Raw genomic sequence first — 20,820 nt, forward strand, 5'->3', positions numbered from 1 at the left:
GTGCGGTGAAGATTCGACACCTCCACCACACACGGGGGCCTTCGCCACGATCAAGACCGCCCAGCGTTAACAACGCTCGTGATCAATACACCTAGCGCCAGTTCCGTGTGCCGAAGGAGATGTCGACGGTCTTCAGCTTCTCCGCGAGGTCGAACATCACCGACCGCTCCCGCCCGAGCTGCCCGCACGGCAGTACCTCCCAGAAGTTGCCGTGATGCGCGGAGGCCCTCTCGATCTGCTCGTATTGCCCGGCGAACCCACCGAGCCCCTCCACCGCCTCGGTGACCGCTCCCGGGCCCCCGGCCTGCACCAGTTGGGCCTGCACCAGGGTGAGCACAGCCGGGGAGGCGTCCTCGCCCAGCCGGCGGGCTCCTCCATCGGTGCCGCCTCGTCCAGCCCGTCCAGGGCCTTGACCTTCTTGATCTTCATGGCGACCCGCTTGATGACCGCGTAGTCTCGCAGTTCGGAGGCGTCCGCCGCATCTGCTCACCGGCGAAGTCGGTGACCTTCGGCGCGGCGACGCCGTCTGTCCGCACCGACGTATGGCCGCGGCGACGGGAGCGTGCCCTCCGGAAGCTCGACTGAGGGCGGACGAAGTCGACCGCCATCTCCGGATCCCAGGCCGGGCGTCGCCCGGTTCGGTGATCCGGAGCAGCACCGCCCGGGCTCCGGACCGGACATCAGCCAGGCTGAGCAAGGACTCCCGTGGCCTCCCGGCGTCTCCGTTGGGAACGGCGTGACCGTTTCACCGGTGAATCTGGCCCCCAGAGGGGTGAGGCGGCTGCGGTCAGTCCACTACCCCGAAGGCACTGGCCCGTACGGTACGGACGCAGAACATCCCTGAAACAACTTGGGAGAAGCCATGGGATCGCTCGGTCGTGTGCAACGCGTGGCCTTGGCGGCAGGCGCCGCTCTCACCCTGTCTCTGGGGCTGCCCACCAGCGCTCAGGCCTCCGCGGGTAGCTTCACCTACGTGAACGTGAGCGGGGAGGAATTCACGCTCCGCAGCCCGAACGAAGGCGAGTGCTATCTGCTGCGCGGTGGTGCGCACACCGTGATCAACCACACGAACAGGAGGGCCACCGCCTTCCCGGAGTACGGCTGCGTCGGAACCGCCGTCACTCTGCCGAGCGGTTCGGCTGTGAACGGCGCCTCGTTCGTCGCACAAAGCGTTCGCTTCGGCTGAGCCGGTCGGCTCCAGGAGAGGCCGGCGAGGCGGGACCTGGTCTTGATGGGTCCGGCCTGCTGCGGTGTCAGTGTTCGGCGCTGTTCCGGAATTCGCGGGTCAGGGAAGCGGTCTGCTGGGCGTTGAGGCCACTCGTCACGTTGCCCAGGAGTCCGCCGACGGTCCCGGAGTCGGCCCATCCGCAGAGCAGTTCGACGTTGTTCTTTCCGCAGCGCATCTTCCCGCCGGTCGAGCCGGGGTTGAAATCCTCGGCGTCGGTGAGGTGTGCTCCGGCCATGAGATCGGTGATCTCGTGGTCGGCCGAGTTCCGGGTGAGTTCCTGCGCGAGCCGCGGATCGGTGGTGCTGGTGTCGCTGAAGACCTCTATCACGGGCTGAGTGGGCTTGCTTGCGGTGGTGTAGAAGACGACTGTCTCGTGTTTGGGTAGTTTTCCTTCCATTTGGGCACTGAGTCGGCCTGCTTGCGTGCCGGTCATCAGCCTGTAGCTGCCGAGGGTGGTCGGTGGGGTGATGGTCAGAATCGTGGGCCCCTTGGACGCGGCGCTGCCGAAGTCGTCGGACCGGTGCATGTGGGGCGCGGCCATCACTATGGCCGCCACAACGATGACCACGGTGCCGATGACGACTCGACGGGTTCGCTTCCGCGCGAGCCTGGCCGTGGTCTCCAGGTCCTCGGGGACCGCTACCGGTTTGGGCCGACGCCACGTGCGGGTTGCCGTCCAGAGGATGACAAGGGCGATGGCGGCCAGGATGAACGGGGCAAGTACCTGTCCCGCCTGGTAGGCATCCGAATGTGTGTCGACAGCGGCAGACATGGATCGAGAGCCTAGGAGGGCTGCATGGGCATGTCCATGCTGTCATCTTTCGGTCCGCTATCGATCATGTTCTCGTAGGGCTCCGCGCCGATGATCCGGATGCTTCCCTCGACCTCGACATCCATCCGCGTCGAATCCCCCTGCCCTCCGCAGAGTCGCGGGCCGCTGAACCCGTCCAGGAGCTGGTCCGCGCCAAGACGCCCCTGCCGGCCGTTTCACCGAGGCGTCGACTGGCGTCGGGCCGTGGCGTCCGGCGGGCGGGAAGCCCTGATCTCGAAGGGGCCCGGTGGCGCCCGTTGCAGGCTCGCTCCGGAGGCTGCGGATACTGGAGGGCGAGCCGGAGGCCGGCCCGGCCGCGCACGGCTGGGTGGAGGACCAATGCCGGACCTTGGCCCGGATCGCCGAGGTCATCCGCCAGAAGGGCAGGCCAGGGTCTGAGGCCGCCCAAGGGCCGTACCTGGGGCCGACGCGGCAGCACGCCGGTGGTGCGCGTGACGGCGCCGGGCACCCGGCGCGTCTCACCGGCCGCGCCGGTCTGCACGAAACCGGGCTGCCGGCCCCGGCTGACCTACCGCCCCCTATCGACCGCGGCCCCGGCCGAGAGGGGCGGAAGGGGTTCACGATCCGACATCTGTCTCTTCGGCAGCCTGATCCTCGTGACATTGCCCCCGACCGCTGCCGAGGTGAGGGGGGGCGGCCAGGGCGGCGAGTACGACGGCGCGGTCGCGCCGTATGCCGGCGGCCATGGTGCGGGGTTCTCGTCGCAGGCCTCCGACTCCTTCTTCACCTGGCTGGAGCTGGATCCCTCCACGTTCTGGGTCAACCTCAACCCGAACGAGCCCGACCGCATCGTCGACGCCCGGCTCGGCCGGACCGACGCGGGACCCGGCACCACCCGCCTGCTCAACCCGGCCGCGGAGGAGCAGTTCCGGACCTGGATGACATCGCTACGGCCTGTGTCCGGCGCGGGGTCAGTGGGGATCGGCGGGGACGGGCGAGAGTCGGTGGGCGGGCCCGTGCGAGACGACGTGGCCGGCTGTGGGGGGTGCGAAGTGGGTGCCCAGGAGGAGGGTGTCCGTGTCGGCGAGTGAGGCGAGCAGCGTGCGGCGCGAGGCCTCGGACCGCCGCGGGTCGATGTCGACACAGGCGCCGACGGCGGGGTGGGCGAGCTGGACGGGGTGGTGGATGCAGTCGCCGGTGATCAGGGCCCTGCGGCCGCCGCTGGTCAGCTCCACGGCGACGTGGCCCGGGGTGTGGCCGGGAGTGGGGAGCAGGCGCAGGCCCGGGGCGATGTCGAGGCCTGCGGCGGGGACGTCGAGGAGGTCGAGCAGTCCTGCCTCCTCGACCGGGATCACGGAGTCACGGAACATCTGCTCGCGGGCCTCTTCCATGTCGTACCCGGCCCAGAACTCCCGCTCGGTGCGGGAGGTGACGTGGCGGGCCCGGGGGAAGGTGGGAACCCATTCGCCGTCGGTCAGCCGTGTGTTCCAGCCGACGTGGTCGGCGTGCAGGTGGGTGAGGACGACCAGGTCGACCTTGTCCGGGGGGAATCCGGCGGTGGTGAGGCGCTGGAGGTAGTCGGTGTCCAGGTCGTGCCAGGCGGGGTTGGCGCGTTGCTTGCCGTTGCCGATGCCGGTGTCGACCAGGACGCGGAGCCCGTCGAGGGTGAAGGCGAAGCTGTGGCTGTCCATGCGCAGGATGCCGGAGTCGTCGGCGAAGTGGGGGCGCAGCCAGTCCTGCCGGGCGACGAGGTCCGGGGTCGCGTCGGGCAGCAGCCATGCTCCGGTCGTGGGTGGGAGGGGGACCTCGTCGATGCGGTGGACGGTGACGCCGCCCACGGTCCAGGAGGGGGCGGCGGTCGGGTCGGTGGCCGGTGGAGTGCTCATGAACGGTCGCTTCCTTCGGTCTCGTCACGGATGGTCGTTGTGTGCGCCGTGGGCTGCCCTGCGCCGCGACGCGGCCAGTGCTGTCAGCGGCGCGACGGCGAGCAGGGCGGCGGCGATGGCGGTTCCGGCCAGGGCGGCGCCGCCGTAGACGGCGGGCAGGCCGGCTCCGCGCAGACCGCTCAGCGTCAAGGCCGTGGCGGGGATGACGGCCAGGCTTCCGCCGGTAGCGGCGACGTGCGGCGCGGTCCGCCGCGGTGTCCGCACCGTGAGCGCGGCCGCGGCGTGAGCGTGAAGAAGACCATGTGACGACACCGGTGCCGGCCGCCAGCAGGGCACGGCGTGCCGACGGAGGCACGGCGAGCTCAGGGCGCAGCGACCGCAGGGCACCGGCGTGCGGGCGGGCCGTCTCCGCGGTGAACGCGACCACGGCACTGCGAGGAGGACCGCCAGCACGACGTACACGGTGACGGTGGGGCGGGTGCGAAACGGACCAGGAGGGTGGAGGCCAGGACGCCGGCGGCCATGCCCGCCACCGGAGCGATGGTGTTCGGTCAGGGCGGGCCGGCCCGGACGCCAGGGGTCCTCCAGGCCGAGGAGGGCCGCGCCCGCGGCGCTGGTGGCCGTGCCGGTGGCCGCTCCCTGCAAAACGCGGGCGGCGATCAGCGCACCGGCGCCGTCCGCCGAGGCCGGCAGCAAGGTCAGGGAGCAGGCGAGGCGGGGGCATCGCGCGGGTGCTCGTGGTGTGGCGGTGGGCATGGAACTCCTTGGCACTAAACGCAACAGGTTTGCTTTTAAGGCATCGTAGGCCCTACAGTCCTGCTAACGCAAATTCTTAGCTTTTAATGTCGTGGGTTTGCCGCGCCGCTCCAGCCCCGAGGAGAGAACGTCCATGTCCGCCGCAGAACTCACCACGCCGGAAGCGGCCCGCTGGGCTGCCCGCGCCGGGCTCCCACTGCCCGCCGACCGCCACGCCTCAGTCGCGGCCGTTGCCAATCACATCCACGCCGTCGTCGCCGTTCTGCGGGAGCTGGACTTCGGGGACACACCGCCCGCCCCCGCCTACCGCGCGGAAGAGGAGAAGCACGATGCAGCCGTATGAACTGTCCCTGACCGCGGCCGCCGACGAGATCCGGGAACGGCGACTGTCCCCCGTAGAGCTGACGGACTCCGTCCTTCAGCGCATCGTCCAGGTGGAGCCACACCTTCAGGCCTACGTCACCGTCGTCGCCGAGCACGCCCGCCGGGCCGCACGTGAAGCGGCACACGACATCGCGGTCGGCCGCTACCGTGGCCCGCTGCACGGCATCCCCATGGGCCTGAAGGACCTGATCGACGTCGCCGGCACGGCGACATCGGCCGGCTCCCGGGTCCGCGCCGACCACCACGCGTCGGCCGACAGCACCGTCGCCGCACGCCTGGGGGAGGCCGGAGCCGTCCTGGTCGGCAAGACCCACACCCACGAGTTCGCCTACGGACTGACCACCCCGCAGACCCACAACGCCTGGGACCGGAGCAGGGTCGCCGGTGGTTCCAGCGGCGGATCAGCCGTGGCCGTCGCCTCGGGCATGGCGACCTTCGCCCTGGGCACCGACACGGGCGGATCGATCCGGGTACCCGCCGCGCTCAACGGCGTCGTCGGCCTCAAGCCGACCTACGGCCTCGTACCCCGCCACGGCGTCACGTCCCTGTCCTGGTCGCTGGACCACGTCGGCCCGATCACCCGCACCGTCGAGGACGCGGGCGTGGTCCTCAGCGCTCTTGCCGGGCACGACCCGCGCGACCCCGCCTCCCTGACCACACCCGCCACGGACTACCGGCCGATCACCGGCACGGACCTGACAGGGCTGCGGGTCGGCGTGCCGCGCACCTACTACTTCGACCACATCGACCCGGAGACCGAAGCCGCCGTCCGACGTGCCATCGACCTGCTCCAGGCCCTCGGCGCACGCCTCGTCGAGGTCGAGACCCCCATGACCCGCTACATCCAGGCCACCCAGTGGGGCCTGATGGTGCCCGAGGCCACCGCCTACCATCAGGGCACCCTGCGCACGGTCCCCGGGCTCTACCAGGACGACGTCCGCATCCTCCTGGAGGCCGGCGAACTGATGCCCGCCGGTGACTACCTGCGCGCCCAGCGCTCCCGCACCCTCATGCGGCAGGAATGGGCCCGCATGCTGCAGGAGGTCGACGTGATCGCCGCCCCCACCGTCCCCGCGACCGCCGTCGAAGCCGACCGGTCCACGATCACCTGGGCCGACGGCACCGCCGAGGGCGTCTCCGACGCCTACGTGCGCCTGTCGTCCCCCGCCAACATCACCGGAGCGCCGTCCCTGTCTTTGCCGGTCGGCCACGACGCGACGGGCCTGCCGATCGGCATGCAACTCCTTGGACGGCCACGCGGCGAGAGCGTGCTCCTGCGGGTCGGCCACGCCTACGAGCAGACCCAGCCCGCCCGTGACCTCGCGCACGCGGCGTGAACGAACGACGGGATCCGGCCGCATCACTTTGGCCGGGTCGAAGGCGCCGCCCGGCTCCGCCCCGGCCGTCTGCCGCAAGAGGAAGCCCCCGACGGCTCTGACGCCGCCGTCGGGCACTCGCCCGCTCTCGACGGCGGAGCCTGCGCGGGCGTCCCCAAAAGTGCCCGAGCGGTGACGGCACCGTGGGCATGGAGCGGACAGACCGCACCGCACGTCTCGCAGTGCAGACGGACGGCCGGCCCGGCGCCCGGACGGTGTACACCACGCGCGGCGAAACGGCCGTCGAACGGTGGCCAGTGGGTCACGCGGAGGTAGGTGGAGCGCTAGACGCAATGAATGTGCTTTAAGGTGGGTTTCATGAGCAGGCAGATGGTGCGCCCCGGCGGACGCAGCGCCCGGGTTCAGGCGTCGGTGCACACCGCCGTACGCGACCTCGCCGCGGAGGTGGGACGGGATGCCCTGACCGTACCGATGATCGCCCAGCGCGCGGGCGTGACCCCCTCGACGATCTACCGCCGATGGGGTGACCTGCAGGAGCTGTTGTCGGACGTGGCGGTCGAGCGCCTGCGACCCGACACCGCGCCCAGGGACCACGGCGCCCTGCCACCCGATCTGACGGCCTGGGCCGAGCAGTTCCTCGACGAGATGTCCTCCACCGCCGGCCGCGCCTACATCCGGGACGCCCTGCTCGGCGACCCGGACGGCGGCAACGCCGGCCAGTGCTCCGCCTACGCCGCCGAACAGATCGATGTCATCCTGACCCGCGCGGCCGAACGCGGGGAGGAAACACCCGGCGTCGAGACAGTCATGGACCGCGTCGTCTCGCCCCTGATGTACCGCATCCTCTTCCGCCCGGACGGACTCGACGCCGCCTACGCCCGCGGGCTCGTGACAGGACTCCTCGGCCCGACTTGAGATGACCCCGGAGGTGTGGACACCCTGGCAAGGGATCCTGCAGATCCGAGGAAGGGTGTCGTGGCGGGACGTGGGTTTCCGTATCCGGAGGTCAGAAACGATGCCGTCGCGTCGGGCCGGGCGGCGAGCGGGAAGCGCACGTATGCGGCGGTCGCGGCGGACGTCGGGATGACGGGCGAGGCGCTGCGGAGCCGGGTGCGCCAGGCCGATGAACATGCCGGCCGCGCTCACCGCGGTGCCGAGCAGAACCCGGAGAGCCGGGACGAGGAACTGGCCCGGCTGCGCGCGGAGAGCAGCCGGCTGCGAAAGGCCGAGAAGGAGTGGGAGCTCGCGCGGTCCTGCGCCGGGCGGCGGCATGTTTCGCAGAGGAGATGAAGTGAAGACCCGCCGCCGGGACTTCGTCTCCGCCTACGCCGAGGCTTTCGGAGTTCAGCGGACATGCCGGATCCCCGAGGTCTCGCGCTCGGGCGACTACCGGTGGCTCGCCGGCGCGAAGACCCGCGCCGAGAGGCAGGCCGCCGAGGACGCGCTTGTCGCGGCGATCCGCGAGGTTCACACCGCGCAGAAGGGAACGTACGGGGTCCGTCGCGTCCACGCCGAGCTGCGGAGCTTCGGCCATACCGTCGACCGCGAGCGCACCACGGTCCCCCCGACCGGCTCGCACCTGCGGCCCCGGACCGCCCAACGCAACTTCTTCGCCGGTCAGTTGGACGAGAAGTGGTGTGGCGACATCACATACTGTCCTTTGACATCGTGGTGGGTGGTGATGAGCCGGATCCGGGAGCACCGGTGTCTGTTTCAGGTGTGCCAGCAGTTCTCTGCGACTTGTATGAAGCCGCGTACCAGTGGGTTGCGTGCTGTCGTCCTTGGCCAGGCCACGACGAGATCACTGGGCGGGCGGTCACTTAGCGGGACGACGACCAGGCCGGCGGGCAACGGCTGATCGATGGGAGCGAGAGCCGATGTGCCGTTCCACAGGACCGCTTGCAGGCACTCCTGGATCGTTCGTATGACCGGCGACGCGTCGTTGTCTCCGCTGCGGGTCCAGTACGCCGTCCACGCCGGATCGGCGCCGTCCGGCAGCCGGACCCATCGGCGGCCGGCGAGGTCGGCCGACGAGACCGAGGCGTGACCGGCGACGGGATCGTCATCCCGCATCACCACGCCGACAGGTACCGAGCGCAGGACGTGGGTGCTGATGCCGGTTTCGTCGAAGGGAGTTCGGGTGATCGCCACGTCGACCAGCCCGGCGCGCAGTCCGGCTGTCGGGTCGCCGAGGTCGGATTCGTGGATGGTGACGTGGACGTGCGGATGGCGGGCCCGGAAGAGTGGGACCAGTCGGCCGCCGACCTGTTCGGCCGCGTCCGCCAGGGTCCCGACGGTGAGGGGCGCCGTACCCGCCGCAGCGGCCACTCGCCTGCGGATCCGGTCGGCTCGCCCCAACAACTCCCCCGTTTCGTCGTACAGAACCTTTCCGGCGGGCGTGAGGGTGACGCCCTTGGGGGTGCGTTCGAACAGGAGGACGCCGAGTTCGTCCTCGAGCTGCCGGATCGCGCGGCTCAGTGGTGGCTGCGTCATGTGCAGGCGGTTCGCCGCCCGGCCGATGTGACACTCCTCGGCGACGGCGACGAAATACCGGAGCGAGCGAAGGTCCACGTCCAGCACGATACCCGTGCGGTATCGGACGTTCCCTACGGGTCTTGGACAGCGGACACCGCGACGGCCAACGATGGAAGCAGCAGAGCCGACGAGGAGGAGTATTCATGGCCGCCCCTGCCCTCACGGTCGGGTGCTTCCCGTACGACACGACGCGGGCACTGTTCGATGGGACCGTAAGCACCGACGGCATCGACGTCACGATGAAGACCGGAGCGACCCTGCCGGAGCTCTTCGACCGGCTGATCCGCGGAAACGAGTTCGACGTCGCCGAGCTCGGCCTCACGTTCTACCTGCGGTTGCTGAAGACCGGACTGCCGTTCGTGGCATTGCCGGTCTTCCCGAACCGGGTGTTCCGTCACTCGTGCATCTTCGTCAACATCCACAGCGGGATCACGGAACCGAGCGATCTCGCGGGCAGGACCATCGGCGAGTTCGGCGTCTACGGTCAGGACTCCGGTGTGTGGGCCAAAGGGATCCTGATGGACGAGTACGGATTCAAACCCGAGGAGAGCCGTTGGGTGATCGGCGGCCTGGAGCACCCCGCGCCCCCCTTCGACTTCATCCCCCATCCGCACCCGGCCGAAGTCGACGTGCGCGTCGCGCCCGAAGGAAAGACACTGAGCGCGATGCTCGACGCCGGTGAGATCGACGCGCTGTTCTCGGCGAATGTCCCCCAGTGCGTGCTCGACGGATCCCCGAACGTCACCCGGCTGTTCCCCGACTTCGAGCCGCTGGAACGCGACTACTACCGGCGAACCGGCATTTTCCCGATGATGCACACCGTCGTCATCCGGCGGGAACTGCTGCAGGACCATCCTGGACTCGCGCACGGCGTCTACCGTGCCTTCTCCCGGGCGAAGGACGCCGCTGCCGAACGCTACCGCCAAAGCCGCAGGCTCTACCAGGTCCAGACCATGATTCCGTGGATGAACGCCCTGGTGGATCGCAACGGTGAGGAGTTCCCTGAGGACTGGTGGCCCTACGGCATCGCGGCCAACCGCGCCGCCCTCGACACCTGCCTGCGCTATCACTACCAGCAGGGCCTGACCAGCCGACAGTGGAGAATCGAGGACGTCTTCGCCGCGGAATCGCTCGACACGTAGCCGCCGTCCCCTGGAACCGAGCCCGACCGCCTACGCCGTCGCCGCGATCGCCGTCGCCGCCGCCGTCACCTGGGCGCTGCGCGCCCTGCCGTTCGCCGCGTTCGCCCCGCTGCGCGCCAGCAGCACCGTGCAGTACCTCAGCACCCGCATGCCCGCCGGTGTCATGATCATCCTCATCGTGTACTGCCTGTGCGACGTTCCGGTGACCGACGCTCGCGCCGCGGCGCCCCTCGCCGCGCTCGCCACCACCGTCGGCATGCACCTGTGGCGCCGCAACGCCCTGCTCAGCATCCTCGGCGGCACCGCCGTCCACGTCACCCTGGCCAGCACCCTCTTCGCCCACCAGGAACCCGCAGGCTGATCAACACCCACGCATCACCTCGCCGTTGCCGCCCAGTCCACGCGGCCGGGAGCGGCGGGGCGGGCTGGACGCCACCCGCGGACGCACCTCGCGGCCATGCGGGCTCCAGTGCTCGTCGATGCCGACCTGGGCGACAGCCTTGCCGCCCAGGCCCGAGCCGACGAGGCCGTCGCCGCCTGGTCCCAAGCCCTGACCCTGATGGATGGCATGACCTCCGACCGCACCCGCAAGGCGATCAGCTCGCTTCGCTCCACCTTCGCCGTCTACCAGCGCCGCAGGGTGCCTGGAGCGGCCGAACTGGCCCGCCGCGCAAGCGAAGTACTGGCCTAAGTTGCCCACCAACCGGCCGACGAAGGGACGTAACCGTGGCTCAGCGGACAACCGACGAGCAGCCCAAAGCCCTTCCACCCGCCCTCGAATCCATGACCCTGCTGGTCGCCGCCGTCATCGTCCACGACAAAGCCACCAACCGGGTCGTCCTCCTGCCAGTGCCCTCCGCCGATATCTCACCGGCGGCCCCCAGGTATCGCTGGACGGGTGGAAGTAGGGACCAGCACGGCGTCACCGTGGCCATGCGACCCGGAACAGGCCGGCCAGGAGTGAGCTGGAGTGGGGGACGCGCAACTGCTGTGACTACGACGGTCAGCTGGGGAATAGCGTCAGCACCTCGGGGGCGGTCGGCTTTTCGCTCTCGTCGGATGCATCCAGTGCAAGACGCGGCCTCGTCATGGTCGCGGTGGCGTAGACCTCGTTCGCCAGCTCGAAGGGCAAGCCCGAGCGGGAGACAAGTTCATCGAACGAAACGCCTGTCTCCTCGCAGAGGCGGACCGCCTTCTCAAGCAAGAGCGGTGCTTCGCGAGGGCCAAGGTCACACGGCTCCGGATCGCCGTGCTGAGACAGCATCATCATGGCGCGCTTGTACGTTGTCTCCCGGAAAAGCACCGAGGGCAAGCCACCAATTCTGTGTGAGAATCAAGCGAATGGGCGTGATGGTGCTCGCACTTCAAGTGCATAGGTGTGCCTGGCTCAAGTCGCCGCTCGCTGCGACTACCTGCGGCAGGCGGCAAGAGTGGCGCAGGCAGGCGGAGCTCACCTTGGTACGCAGAGCACTCCCCGCACGTCCGCCTGTCTCTTTCCCTGCCGACACTTCCGCCAGAGGCTTCCCAGCCGGAGTAGGTGTTTGCCTACCCCGGAAGTAGGTTTCGGCCCATGGTGCTTGCCGAACCCCTGGCAGCAGCATGATCTCCAGGCCGCAGCGCGTGGCCAGGAAGACGAGACGAGGGGCGAATATGTGGCCGTTTCCGGTTCCGGTGAACGGGGCGCCCTGGCCGGGGGGCGTGCTCGTGGCGTTGACCGCGGTCTGCGCTGTGCTGGCCTTCCGGGCGGAGCAGGCGCGGCACCGGCCGACGCCTGCGGCGCGACCGGCTGGGCGGATCGGTTGGCCGGTCGTGGCGGGGTTGGTGGGTACGGCCGCGTACGGCAGTGTGCCGGCTCTGGTGCTTGCCCTGCACAACACCGAAGGAACGGGCGGCTACGTCGTCACCGTGCCGGATCTCCAGCCCGACGGGCTGCTCGCGTCGGCGCTGCTGATGGCCGGCCTACTGGCCACCACGCTGCTCTCCTCGGCGCGCGTGCCCAGGCGGTGGGTACTGCCCGTGGTCGCGGCGGTGACCGGCGAACTGCTGGAATGGACGTACTGGCTCACTCATGCGGTCACGCGTTCCTCTGTTTCCTACGGCCTGACACCCCTGAATATCCTGGTGGGCTGTGTGAGCATCCCGGTGCTTGCCGCCTTCGCCGGTGCGGCTCTGCGCTGGCCGGCGAACGGTAGGCCCGAGCGCCTTGCCGGAGCCGATGCGCTCAGGTCCGCGCGCTGGGCCCTGTTGCTGCCCGCCATCGTGGTGATGACCGGCAACCTGTTCGGCCTCGATCTGTGGCAGTCCGCGCCGCCGGGCACCGGGATCGGGTCGGCCGTGACGAGTTACCTGGTCGGGCTGGCACTGCTGGCAGCCGTCGTGGCCGGGCTGGTGCGGTGGCCCAGGGCGGCGGCGAACCTGGCTGTCCTGGGGCTGGTGGGGATCGGGGCGTACGACATTGCACAGAGCGGGTTCGGGCAACACCTGGTGGAAGTACGGAAGTTCGGCTCCCCAGGCATGCCGGCGCCGTCCCTCAACCTTGAGATGGTGGCTCACCATGCGTCAGTCCTCGGCGGCATCCAGGGGGCCGTGCTGCTGGCCCTCGGGCTGTGGCTGCTGCCGAGGACCGTGCTGGCGGATGCCGGTCGGCTGCTCGGTCGGGGGCCGGACCCGGCGCTGGCCCGACGGGTGCGGGAGCTGACCGAGACACGGGCCGACGCGGTCAGCTCCGCGGCCGCGGAGCTGCGCAGGATCGAGCGAGACCTGCACGACGGCGCACAGGGACGGCTGGTCACCATCGGGATGAACCTCCGGGTCGCGGAGGAGATGATCCACAGCGATCCGCACGAGGCCGCCGCTCTCGTCGTGGAGGCCCGCGTCGCCTCTGCGGCGGCACTGGAGGAACTGCGCGGCCTGATCAGAGGGATGCACCCGCCGATGCTGGCCGACCGGGGGCTCGGGGAGGCGGTCCGGGCGCTCGCGCTGGACCTGCCCCTGCCGTGTGAGACCGAGATCGATCTGGCCGGGCGGCTCGCCGCCCCGCTGGAGTCGGCCTGCTACTTCGCCGTCGCCGAGGTGGTCACCAACGCCGTCCGGCACGCCTCGGCGCACGGCCTCCAGATCCGGATGGCCCGGGCGGCCGGGCTGCTGCGCATCGAGGTGGTCGACGACGGGGTGGGAGGCGCGGATCCCGCCCGGGGCACCGGGCTTGCCGGTGTGGAGCGACGGCTGGCGGCCTTCGACGGCATCCTGGCGGTCAGCAGCCCGCCCGGGGGGCCGACGATCGTGGTCATGGAGGTGCCGTGCGCGTAGTCGTCGCGGAGGATCTCTTCCTGCTCCGGGAGGGGCTGGTCCGGCTCCTCAAGGCACGTGGGTTCGAGATCGTGGCGGCCACCGACAGCGCGCCGGGTCTGCTCGGCGCACTGCTGGAGTTCCGGCCGGACCTCGCGATCGTGGACATCAGGCTGCCGCCCACCCACACCGACGACGGACTCCGTGCGGCGCTGTCCGCCCGCGAACGGATCCCGGGCCTGCCGATCCTGCTGCTCTCCCAGTACGTCGAGCAGATCTACGCCGAGGAACTGCTCGCCGACCAGGCCGGAGGGGTCGGCTACTTGCTCAAGGACCGAGTGTTCAGCGATGACCAGTTCGTCGACGTGATCCGTACGGTCGCCGCGGGCGGCACGGTCATGGACCCCGAAGTGGTCACCAAGCTGCTCGGCCGCCGCAGCCGTGGCGAACGCGAACCCCTCTCCAGGCTTACCGAACGGGAAGGCCAGGTGCTGGAGCTCATGGCCGAGGGACGCTCCAACAGCGCCATCGCGAACCGCCTCTTCATCAGCGAGAAGGCCGTGTCCAAGCACAGCACGAGCATCTTCACCAAGCTGGAGCTCGCCCCTTCTGACGACGACAACCGCCGGGTGTTGGCCGTACTCGCCTACCTCATGTCCGCGCCGCGTGAAGGCCGCGTTCCACCGAGCCACTGAGCCGATCGAGACCGAAACATTGCCGGCAGGGCCGGCGGCCCATGCGCCGGGCGTAGCCCAGTGCTGTCCAGAAACCCAGGGAGGGTCCGTGACAACCATGCCGTTCATGAACCAAGAAGGAATGACGCGTCGTCGCATGCTCGGCGCCGCGCTGGCCGTCGGGGTCACCGTGCCGATCGGCGCCGCAGGCCAGGCGCGGGCGGCTTCGACCGCCCCGCGCCCGGTGCAGCTCACGCTGCCCGTGCCCACCGGACCGTTCCCGGTGGGCACGGTGCTCCTGCACCTCGTCGACGCTTCCCGTCCCGATCCCGTGGCAGGCCCCGGGCATCACCGCGAGTTGATGGCTGCCGTCTGGTACCCCGCCCGGGGCGTCGAGCGGTATCCACTGGCCCGCTGGACGTCCCCCGCCGTGGCGCGGGCACTCCTCGCGTCGGCCGGCTTTCCGGCCGATATCGCGGTGGCGCCGCTCACGGCCGGCCACGAGGGCGCACCGGTGCTGCGAACGGGCCGACGACTGCCCGTCGTCGTCTTCTCGCACGGCGCGCACGATCACCGGGCGGACACCACCATCGTGGTGCAGGAGCTTGCCAGCCATGGGTATGTGGTGGTCACGGTGGACCACACGTACGACGCGTTCAGTGTGTTCCCAGACCGCCGGCTCACGGTCCCGCTCGACCGACCTGCCCTGACACCGCGGGACTTCGCCACCGACATCCGGTTCGTGCTCGACCGCGTCGAGGATCTCGCGGCCGGGCGCAACCCCGACGCCGAACACCGGCCGCTGCCGGTCGGCCTGCTCGGCGCCCTCGATCCGCAGCGCATCGGCATGTTCGGCTGGTCGAAGGGCGCGTCGGCGACGGCCTTCGTGATGAGCGAGGACCGGCGCGTCCGGGCCGGGCTGAGCTTCGACGGGCCGATGCAGCCGACGGTCACCACCGATCTGGACCGGCCGTTCATGCTGATGACCGCCGAGTACCCCCGGGTCACGCAGCCGAGCGTCGCCGAGTTCTGGTCGCACCTGCGGGGATGGCGGCTCAACGTCCAGGCGGAGGGCGCGGTTCACTCGTCGTACTGCGACGTCCAGTTCTTGATCCCACAGCTGGCACGGGCCGTCGGGATGAGCGACCCGGATCTTCAGGGCTGGATCGGCACCCTCGATCCGGCCCGGGCGGTGCGGATCCAGCAGGCGTACCCGCTCGCCTTCTTCGACCTGCACCTGCGGCACCGGAGGGTGGGGCACCTGCTCGACGGCCCGTGCACGGCCTTCCCGGAGGTGAAGTTCATCCCATGAAGCGACGGACCGCGTCACTCCCAGTCGGCTCGCCGCCATGACAACCAACTTCCCCTGCTGCCACGGACTCCGCGTCGGCATTCGTGCGCGGCGTGGCCCTGCTTTGGAGCGGGTATCTGTACTGGTCAAACCCACGATCTGCGTGAGCGGATGGTGCGGCACGAGCCGTCACGAGCCGCACCGCGCATCACGGCGCACATGTTCTGACCAGGAAGTTCCGGACACCGAGGCAGCGTCCGGAACCATCCAGCAAGCCTTGGCTAGGACTTTTAATCCAATGGATTGGCGTTCGGTCCCCGATGGGGGACCGGCCGAGCCGACAGGGATGCGCCCAGAGCCGGATGGCCGCGCGGGCGATGCTTCGCCGTCGGGGAACCCAGGCGGCATGGCCTTCTGCTCGGGGCGGTCCGACTGCTCACCACCAGTCCGCAGACAGTCCGCAGGATGGTCGAAAGCGTCCGTCGCACGCCATCGCTTGCCAACAGTAAAGTACCTGGTCAGAAGCATCATCGACCTCCCGCCGCAGGTCAGTATCGGGCTTCAGGTATTCCGGTTCATCCTCTGCGAGGCCGCCCTGTATCACCGGCCGTGCCCGGTCGACGTGATGGCGCAGCAGCTGGACCGGCCCTGCAACCTCGTGGGTCGGAAACGCATCGAACCGGGGATCATCCCGTTCGGTGCGCAGCTGCGTCGTGCGGCTCCGCACGCGTTCTGGATCTACGACCGTCGGTTGGTCATCGTGGAGACGATCAGCGAAGAACTGTGGCTGACCGGCGATGAGGACATCGAACTGTACGAGCGGGCCGGGCAGTGGTTCGACGAGTCCGCCGAGTACGGCGCCCCGGCGCGGCGTCTGATCGGCCGGGCACGGGCCTCTCCCGACCTCTCGTAGGCAATCAGGCGCAAGCCGCGCGGTAGCCCGCGCGATCGCGCGCAATCGGCGCGCAGGCGCGCAACTGCCCTGCATGACGGTGGCGGTGAACTGGGTGGCACGGGTGGAGATCTTCTCGGAGTTGCCCCGGGCCACCCCGGCTTCGGCGGAGGTGGCCCGGGGCAAGAAGAGACGGGGGCACCGGTCCTCTCCAGCCGACGGGCCTGGCTCGCGGCGATGTGGGGCACGGGGCCCTGGCTAAAGCGTTGAGCCTTCCGCGGGGTTCTCCCTCGGCAGCGGCCGGTGCGTGCTGGTCTTCGAAGGGCACGGTTTCTGCGGCTTCAACGAGGCGGAGTGTGGTACATGACCGTGTTGCAGACCCTCGGGGTCATTCTGGCCGTGACGGTCGTTGTTCTGGTCCGGGCCGCGGTCCGGAGAAGGCCGCGTACCGGCTGGCGGAACACTGCGACGTACACCCGCCAACGGCAGTGGGCTCCGGAATCGAGCGCGCCCGTCGAGGAGAGTCACCGGCCCGGAATCTGGTCTCGGCGAACGGACGACGACGACTTCCACAGATGGGGCGACGACGACCGCTTCCACAGATGGGGCGAGGGCGACCTGGACCGAGAGAGCAGAAGATCACGGGAACGTGCGGCGGAGGACGCATCCCGTCACGAACCGGATTGGAGGGCGTGGTCGACTCCCGACAGCAGTACGGACAACTACAGCGGCTATGAGGGAAGCGGCAGTTGGGACAGCGACAGCAGCACCGGCAATGATGGGTAGGCGAGGCGAAGAAGTCCGCGGTCACGAAGTTCTGACCGCTACTTTGCGGCCGGGACAGAGAGAGGAGTCCGGGGCTCTGTCCGAGGGCTCGGCAGTCCCGATTACCCAGTGGACGGCGTTCTCCGCTTCTCGCTGTGGGCTGAGGTGCGTCTGGCCTCGTCGTTTGCGATGCGGGATGACCAGGCCGGTGCCCTGGTACCGCCGTCGGCGATGGTCGGTGCGAGGCGGCAGGCCCGGTCGACTCCGGACTCCTTGAACGCCCGGCAGTCGTTGCGGCTGCCGGGCAGCGGCAGGCCGATCGTCACCACCAGGCGGCTGTTGGCGTCAATCACGACCTGCAGGTTCGTCGAGTACCGATAGTTCTTTGGACGCGGCCACACTGCGGTCGCGGGTGGGCACCAAGGCGCCGTCGACGATGCAGACGGTGTCCTTGCGTGGCCGTCGGGCCGGCGAGATGGCCAGCAAGGGCGCGAGGTGATCGAGGATGCGATCGGCCGCAGACTTCGAGATCCCGAACAGCGGCGCCACCTGCCGCAACTGAGGTTCGTGCGCCAGTACGTCGCCACCAGCGACACCTGGTCCTCCAGCCGAAGCCGCCAGGGCCGGCGGCGGCGAGCCCCGGCCGGTTGATGCGCTGGCCGGGGCTCGCCGTGGCGTTGCTAGGCGGGAGTGACGTTCTCCGCCTGCGGGCCCTTCGGGCCCTGGGTCACGTCGAAGTTCACCAGCTGGTTCTCTTCGAGGGACCGGAAACCGCCGGCGTTGATGGCGGAGTAGTGGACGAAGACGTCGGGACCGCCGCCGTCCTGGGCGATGAAGCCGAAGCCCTTTTCCGCGTTGAACCACTTCACAGTGCCGGTAGCCATGTGCCCGTCTCCTTCGAGGGAACTCGTATCGGGCCCCGCACCGTGCGGGACCCGGAGGTGATCGCCCTGGTCCGGAGAGGCGTTGAACAGCAAAAACCGCCCGCGATGGCGATCACGGGCGAACGGGACTTCGGAACCACGACTGCTGATCACGACGCTACACCGGCGGGTGGCGCTCGGCCACCAAGACCCACGACAGCAACGCGCGCGGGTCGACCGGGCGCCACTGACAGCCGCCCCCCGAGTGCGCCTCACCTGCGACCGGGTGAGGCTGAGGCCATGGCTGAGCGTCGCGTGATCGTATTCCCGCCCGGTGAGGGCGGCGGCCGGCAGATCCGAATCGACAGCGAGACGCGGGGAACCGCGTTCGGCCTGCACGACCTGAGCGTGTTCCTGGAGCGTGCCGGCCTGGAAGGGTTGGACGTGGTGGACCTGGTGAACTCGCCGCTGATCGAGTGGCGGGGTGGCGGGCCGGAGGTGTGGCCGGCGGTGGAGTGACGCACGATGCCCCGTCCTGGTTCGGTCCGATGAGGCGATGTGCCTGACCCACCTGTGGCCTGGGTGGGCAGCGGCATGCGGGGTGACGGTGCCGGTGATGAACCGGCGTGCGCTGCTTCCTCGTTGGGCGCGAACACGCGCGCCGGCCGCGCTCGGGTCTCGGGGTCCGTTTCCGGGCTGACTTGCCTCGTAGGAAAGTGGGCGGTACTTTCCTCACAGGAAAGTAATGACGTTGAGGGGGCATATCATGAACACGCTCAGTCCCGCCGAGGCCCGGGAAGCGCTGGCTCGCGTCCGCGAGGCCCGTGTCGACGCCGTCGATTCGCTCCGGACGCCCTGGTGGCTGTGGACCGTCCTCGGGGTCGTCATGGCTCTGGTCTTCGCCGCCAACGACTTCGGCTCTGCCGCCCAGGAGGTCTCCGCTCTCGGTTTCGGCGCCCTCGCCGTCGCCTGGGTCGTCGCCGGGCGGCGCAGCCCCCGCGTCGCTGCCGTCTCCGGCACCCCGCACCGCAGCGCAGCGCCCAAGAAGGCCTGGCTGCCCGTTGTGCTGATAGGCCTCGTCCTCGGCATCGCGCAGCACTTCGCCGGCCCCGCCGTGCACCGCATGCTGACCGGCCCCGGCATGCCGGCCTGGATCCGCGAGCACCCGTACACCGCCGCAGCGCTCCCGTACGCCGTCCTCATGGTCGCTGCGGGCCTGCTGATCAACGTGGTGGTGCGGCGGATGGCCCGTCACGCGGCGGCCGCATGAGCATGATGGGCCACGCCGCCGGCGCCGCGCCCGATGCCGTTCCCCCCGGACTGGAGCAACTGCTCCTGGACCCGACCAGATTGACGATCCTCTCCCTGGTGTCCGCCACCAACTGGTGCGAGTTCGCCTTCGTCCGCGACCACGCCCGGCTGAGCGACTCGGCGTTGTCCAAGCAGCTCACCACGCTCGGCGGCGCCGAACTCGTAGAGATCCGCAAGGGTTACACCGGACAGCGGCGCCGCACCTGGGTGCGGGCCACCGCCGTCGGCCGGGAACGGCTGCGGGCACATCTGGCCGCGCTCCAGCAGATCGCAGACCGTGCAGAGCAGGCCGCTGCGGCCCACCCCGACGCCGAGGACGAGGCGGGCGGCGACGCACAGTAGCTGTGGGCAGACGGAGGACCGGCGAGTCGCCTCCCCGCGCTGAAGCACGGGGAGGCGGAGGCCGGCGCCGTGGCCTTCCTCGCCTCAGCGGACAGCAGCTTCATGCTCGGCACCACCCTGCACGTCAACGGCGGCGAGACCAGTTCTGACCCCGCCACACCGACTCCTCGCCCGCCCCGGGCGAGTCGCCGCCCGCGGCATCCTGCGGCCGGCACGAGCACCCGCGCAGCACGCCCGGACTGGACACGGAACGCAAGACTCCGTCCCGACCAGTACGGCCACCCGGCACCCCTGATGTCGCCTCGTACACCTGGGTTCGTCGGCGAGGAAGCCGAAACGGCAGCGTTCACCGTCAGACGCCTTGATGGGATGACAAAGGACATGCGCAGTTCTACTGGCCCGACAGGTCGACTCGGTTCGTTGAGACGAAAGGCCGGAGCCGGCCCGTGGGGCCTCGCTCACACGGGGCCCCACGTCGGGATCAGACGGTGAGGACGAGCTTGCCCTGGAGGTGACCTGCGTCGAGCAGCCGGTGCGCGTCGGCGACGCGCTCGAACGGGAACGTCTCCTGCACGTGGATCCGCAGCCTGCCCTGTTCGACGAGTTCGACGAGACCTCGCAGGGCGACCGGATCGGGGTCGACCGCGATGCCGCTGAACCGCATGCCGGCCGCCTCGTACGTGGCGGCGAGCTCCGCATCCTCCTCGGCGACCGCCGTCACCAGGTGACCGCCCGGGCGGAGCACGTCGAGCGACCGCTCGACGGTGTCGCCGCCGATGGTGTCGAGCACGACGTCGACGTCGCGGACCGCCTCGGTGAAGTCGACCGCCGTGCAGTCGATCACCTCGTCGGCGCCGAACCCCTCGACGAACTTCCGCTTGCTCGTGCTGGCGGTCGCGATCACGTGCGCGCCGAGGGCCTTCGCGATCTGGACGGCGACGTGGCCGACCCCGCCGCCACCGCCGTGGACCAGGACGCGGTCGCCCTCCCTCACGCCGCCGAGGTCGATGAGGCCCTGCCACGCCGTCAGCCCGACGACCGGCAGCGCCGCCGCCTCGACGTGCGAGAGCGACGCCGGCTTGCGTGCCAGGTGCAGCGCAGGCGCCGACACGGCCTCGGCGTACGCGCTCGCAGCCCGCGGGAACGGCGGCATCCCGAACACCTCGTCGCCGGGCCTCAACCGCCACGTCCCCGACGGCTGTTCGACCACGCCGCTGATGCCCCAGCCGAGGATGAACGGTGGCGGGCCGATCAGCGCGAACTCGCCGGCGCGCAGGCGCGCCTCCAGCGGGTTCAGCCCGATCGCCTTGACGCGGACGAGGACCTCGGTCGGGAGGGGCTGGGGCTCGGGCGC

Annotated in this window: 22 protein-coding genes and 5 pseudogenes; 18 read left to right on the top strand and 9 right to left on the bottom strand. The window is 70.0% G+C overall.

Going from position 1 to position 20,820, the window contains the following annotated elements:
* Positions 1-91: 91 nt before the first annotated feature.
* Positions 92-337: a hypothetical protein gene (locus tag ACZ4MF_RS46065; RefSeq protein WP_467500046.1), complete on the bottom strand. Its 246-nt coding sequence runs from the start codon at positions 335-337 to the stop codon at positions 92-94.
* A 525-nt stretch (positions 338-862) separates the two neighbouring features.
* Between ACZ4MF_RS46065 and ACZ4MF_RS46070 the strand changes: the two genes are divergently transcribed.
* Positions 863-1,186, top strand: coding sequence for a hypothetical protein (locus ACZ4MF_RS46070; RefSeq protein ID WP_467500048.1), 324 nt, complete (start codon positions 863-865; stop codon positions 1,184-1,186).
* 67 nt (positions 1,187-1,253) lie between these two features.
* Here the strand turns inward: ACZ4MF_RS46070 and ACZ4MF_RS46075 are convergent, their stop codons facing one another.
* The gene (locus tag ACZ4MF_RS46075; RefSeq protein WP_467500050.1) at positions 1,254-2,000 is read right to left on the bottom strand and encodes a hypothetical protein; all 747 of its coding nucleotides are present in this window, start codon (positions 1,998-2,000) and stop codon (positions 1,254-1,256) included.
* A 231-nt stretch (positions 2,001-2,231) separates the two neighbouring features.
* On the opposite strand from ACZ4MF_RS46075, the pseudogene ACZ4MF_RS46080 reads away from it, so the two are divergent.
* Positions 2,232-2,622: pseudogene (locus tag ACZ4MF_RS46080) on the top strand (IS630 family transposase); the annotation flags it as partial.
* 349 nt (positions 2,623-2,971) lie between these two features.
* Here the strand turns inward: ACZ4MF_RS46080 and ACZ4MF_RS46085 are convergent.
* Entirely contained in the window at positions 2,972-3,886 is a 915-nt protein-coding gene (locus ACZ4MF_RS46085) for an MBL fold metallo-hydrolase (protein ID WP_467500052.1), read from the bottom strand.
* Positions 3,887-3,910: 24 nt separating this feature from the next.
* Positions 3,911-4,150: a hypothetical protein gene (locus ACZ4MF_RS46090; RefSeq protein WP_467500054.1), complete on the bottom strand. Its 240-nt coding sequence runs from the start codon at positions 4,148-4,150 to the stop codon at positions 3,911-3,913.
* A gap of 625 nt (positions 4,151-4,775) precedes the next feature.
* Between ACZ4MF_RS46090 and ACZ4MF_RS46095 the strand changes: the two genes are divergently transcribed.
* From ACZ4MF_RS46095 to ACZ4MF_RS46115, 5 genes and pseudogenes are all read left to right on the top strand, one after another.
* Positions 4,776-4,985: a hypothetical protein gene (locus ACZ4MF_RS46095; protein ID WP_467500056.1), complete on the top strand. Its 210-nt coding sequence runs from the start codon at positions 4,776-4,778 to the stop codon at positions 4,983-4,985.
* Entirely contained in the window at positions 4,972-6,363 is a 1,392-nt protein-coding gene (locus tag ACZ4MF_RS46100) for an amidase (RefSeq protein ID WP_467500058.1), read from the top strand. The genes ACZ4MF_RS46095 and ACZ4MF_RS46100 overlap by 14 nt, the downstream gene beginning before the upstream one ends.
* Positions 6,364-6,720: 357 nt before the next feature.
* Positions 6,721-7,278 carry a TetR/AcrR family transcriptional regulator gene (locus ACZ4MF_RS46105; RefSeq protein WP_467500060.1) on the top strand — a complete coding sequence of 186 codons (558 nt, stop codon included), beginning with the start codon at positions 6,721-6,723 and terminating at the stop codon, positions 7,276-7,278.
* Between the two features lie 15 nt (positions 7,279-7,293).
* The gene (locus ACZ4MF_RS46110; protein WP_467500082.1) at positions 7,294-7,653 is read left to right on the top strand and encodes a hypothetical protein; all 360 of its coding nucleotides are present in this window, start codon (positions 7,294-7,296) and stop codon (positions 7,651-7,653) included.
* Positions 7,634-7,891, top strand: a pseudogene (locus tag ACZ4MF_RS46115) (IS3 family transposase); the annotation flags it as partial. The gene ACZ4MF_RS46110 and the pseudogene ACZ4MF_RS46115, both read left to right, overlap by 20 nt.
* Positions 7,892-8,076: 185 nt before the next feature.
* Here the strand turns inward: ACZ4MF_RS46115 and ACZ4MF_RS46120 are convergent.
* Positions 8,077-8,934 (bottom strand): LysR family transcriptional regulator, encoded by an 858-nt coding sequence (locus ACZ4MF_RS46120; RefSeq protein ID WP_467500062.1) that lies wholly within the window; start codon positions 8,932-8,934, stop codon positions 8,077-8,079.
* A gap of 107 nt (positions 8,935-9,041) precedes the next feature.
* Between ACZ4MF_RS46120 and ACZ4MF_RS46125 the strand changes: the two genes are divergently transcribed.
* The 4 genes and pseudogenes from ACZ4MF_RS46125 to ACZ4MF_RS46140 form a co-directional block, all read left to right on the top strand.
* Positions 9,042-10,040, top strand: a complete 999-nt coding sequence (locus ACZ4MF_RS46125) for a substrate-binding domain-containing protein (protein WP_467500064.1) — start codon at positions 9,042-9,044, stop codon at positions 10,038-10,040.
* A 10-nt stretch (positions 10,041-10,050) separates the two neighbouring features.
* Positions 10,051-10,401, top strand: coding sequence for a branched-chain amino acid transporter permease (locus ACZ4MF_RS46130; RefSeq protein WP_467500080.1), 351 nt, complete (start codon positions 10,051-10,053; stop codon positions 10,399-10,401).
* A 111-nt stretch (positions 10,402-10,512) separates the two neighbouring features.
* A pseudogene (locus ACZ4MF_RS46135) lies at positions 10,513-10,731 on the top strand (tetratricopeptide repeat protein); the annotation flags it as partial.
* 35 nt (positions 10,732-10,766) lie between these two features.
* Positions 10,767-10,886 (top strand): annotated as a pseudogene (locus ACZ4MF_RS46140) (NUDIX domain-containing protein); the annotation flags it as partial.
* Between the two features lie 157 nt (positions 10,887-11,043).
* On the opposite strand, the gene ACZ4MF_RS46145 reads toward ACZ4MF_RS46140, so the two are convergent.
* The gene (locus tag ACZ4MF_RS46145; protein ID WP_467500084.1) at positions 11,044-11,310 is read right to left on the bottom strand and encodes a hypothetical protein; all 267 of its coding nucleotides are present in this window, start codon (positions 11,308-11,310) and stop codon (positions 11,044-11,046) included.
* 539 nt (positions 11,311-11,849) lie between these two features.
* On the opposite strand from ACZ4MF_RS46145, the gene ACZ4MF_RS46150 reads away from it, so the two are divergent.
* The 4 genes from ACZ4MF_RS46150 to ACZ4MF_RS46165 all read left to right on the top strand — a co-directional run bounded on the left by ACZ4MF_RS46150 (position 11,850) and on the right by ACZ4MF_RS46165 (position 16,206).
* Complete coding sequence (locus ACZ4MF_RS46150; protein WP_467500066.1) at positions 11,850-13,349, top strand: sensor histidine kinase; 1,500 nt, start codon at positions 11,850-11,852, stop codon at positions 13,347-13,349.
* On the top strand, positions 13,340-14,023 hold the full coding sequence (locus tag ACZ4MF_RS46155) for a LuxR C-terminal-related transcriptional regulator (RefSeq protein WP_467500067.1): 684 nt from the start codon (positions 13,340-13,342) through the stop codon (positions 14,021-14,023). Before ACZ4MF_RS46150 ends, ACZ4MF_RS46155 begins: the two co-directional genes overlap by 10 nt.
* A gap of 106 nt (positions 14,024-14,129) precedes the next feature.
* Positions 14,130-15,314: an alpha/beta hydrolase family protein gene (locus ACZ4MF_RS46160; protein ID WP_467500069.1), complete on the top strand. Its 1,185-nt coding sequence runs from the start codon at positions 14,130-14,132 to the stop codon at positions 15,312-15,314.
* A gap of 385 nt (positions 15,315-15,699) precedes the next feature.
* Positions 15,700-16,206 carry a Scr1 family TA system antitoxin-like transcriptional regulator gene (locus ACZ4MF_RS46165; RefSeq protein WP_467500071.1) on the top strand — a complete coding sequence of 169 codons (507 nt, stop codon included), beginning with the start codon at positions 15,700-15,702 and terminating at the stop codon, positions 16,204-16,206.
* Positions 16,207-17,079: 873 nt separating this feature from the next.
* Here ACZ4MF_RS46165 and ACZ4MF_RS46170 read toward each other — a convergent pair.
* A pseudogene (locus ACZ4MF_RS46170) lies at positions 17,080-17,585 on the bottom strand (transposase family protein); the annotation flags it as partial.
* A gap of 45 nt (positions 17,586-17,630) precedes the next feature.
* Complete coding sequence (locus ACZ4MF_RS46175; protein WP_356028159.1) at positions 17,631-17,834, bottom strand: cold-shock protein; 204 nt, start codon at positions 17,832-17,834, stop codon at positions 17,631-17,633.
* A gap of 279 nt (positions 17,835-18,113) precedes the next feature.
* Here ACZ4MF_RS46175 and ACZ4MF_RS46180 point away from each other — a divergent pair, with 279 nt between their 5' ends.
* From ACZ4MF_RS46180 to ACZ4MF_RS46190, 3 genes are all read left to right on the top strand, one after another.
* Positions 18,114-18,332: a hypothetical protein gene (locus ACZ4MF_RS46180; protein ID WP_467500073.1), complete on the top strand. Its 219-nt coding sequence runs from the start codon at positions 18,114-18,116 to the stop codon at positions 18,330-18,332.
* Positions 18,333-18,579: 247 nt separating this feature from the next.
* On the top strand, positions 18,580-19,083 hold the full coding sequence (locus tag ACZ4MF_RS46185) for a hypothetical protein (RefSeq protein WP_467500075.1): 504 nt from the start codon (positions 18,580-18,582) through the stop codon (positions 19,081-19,083).
* The gene (locus ACZ4MF_RS46190; RefSeq protein ID WP_467500076.1) at positions 19,080-19,466 is read left to right on the top strand and encodes a transcriptional regulator; all 387 of its coding nucleotides are present in this window, start codon (positions 19,080-19,082) and stop codon (positions 19,464-19,466) included. The genes ACZ4MF_RS46185 and ACZ4MF_RS46190 overlap by 4 nt, the downstream gene beginning before the upstream one ends.
* A gap of 481 nt (positions 19,467-19,947) precedes the next feature.
* Here ACZ4MF_RS46190 and ACZ4MF_RS46195 read toward each other — a convergent pair.
* The coding region (locus tag ACZ4MF_RS46195) for an NADP-dependent oxidoreductase (protein WP_467500078.1) at positions 19,948-20,820 on the bottom strand (873 nt) is incomplete at its 5' end.

This window comes from Streptomyces sp. NPDC025793 (assembly GCF_055558375.1).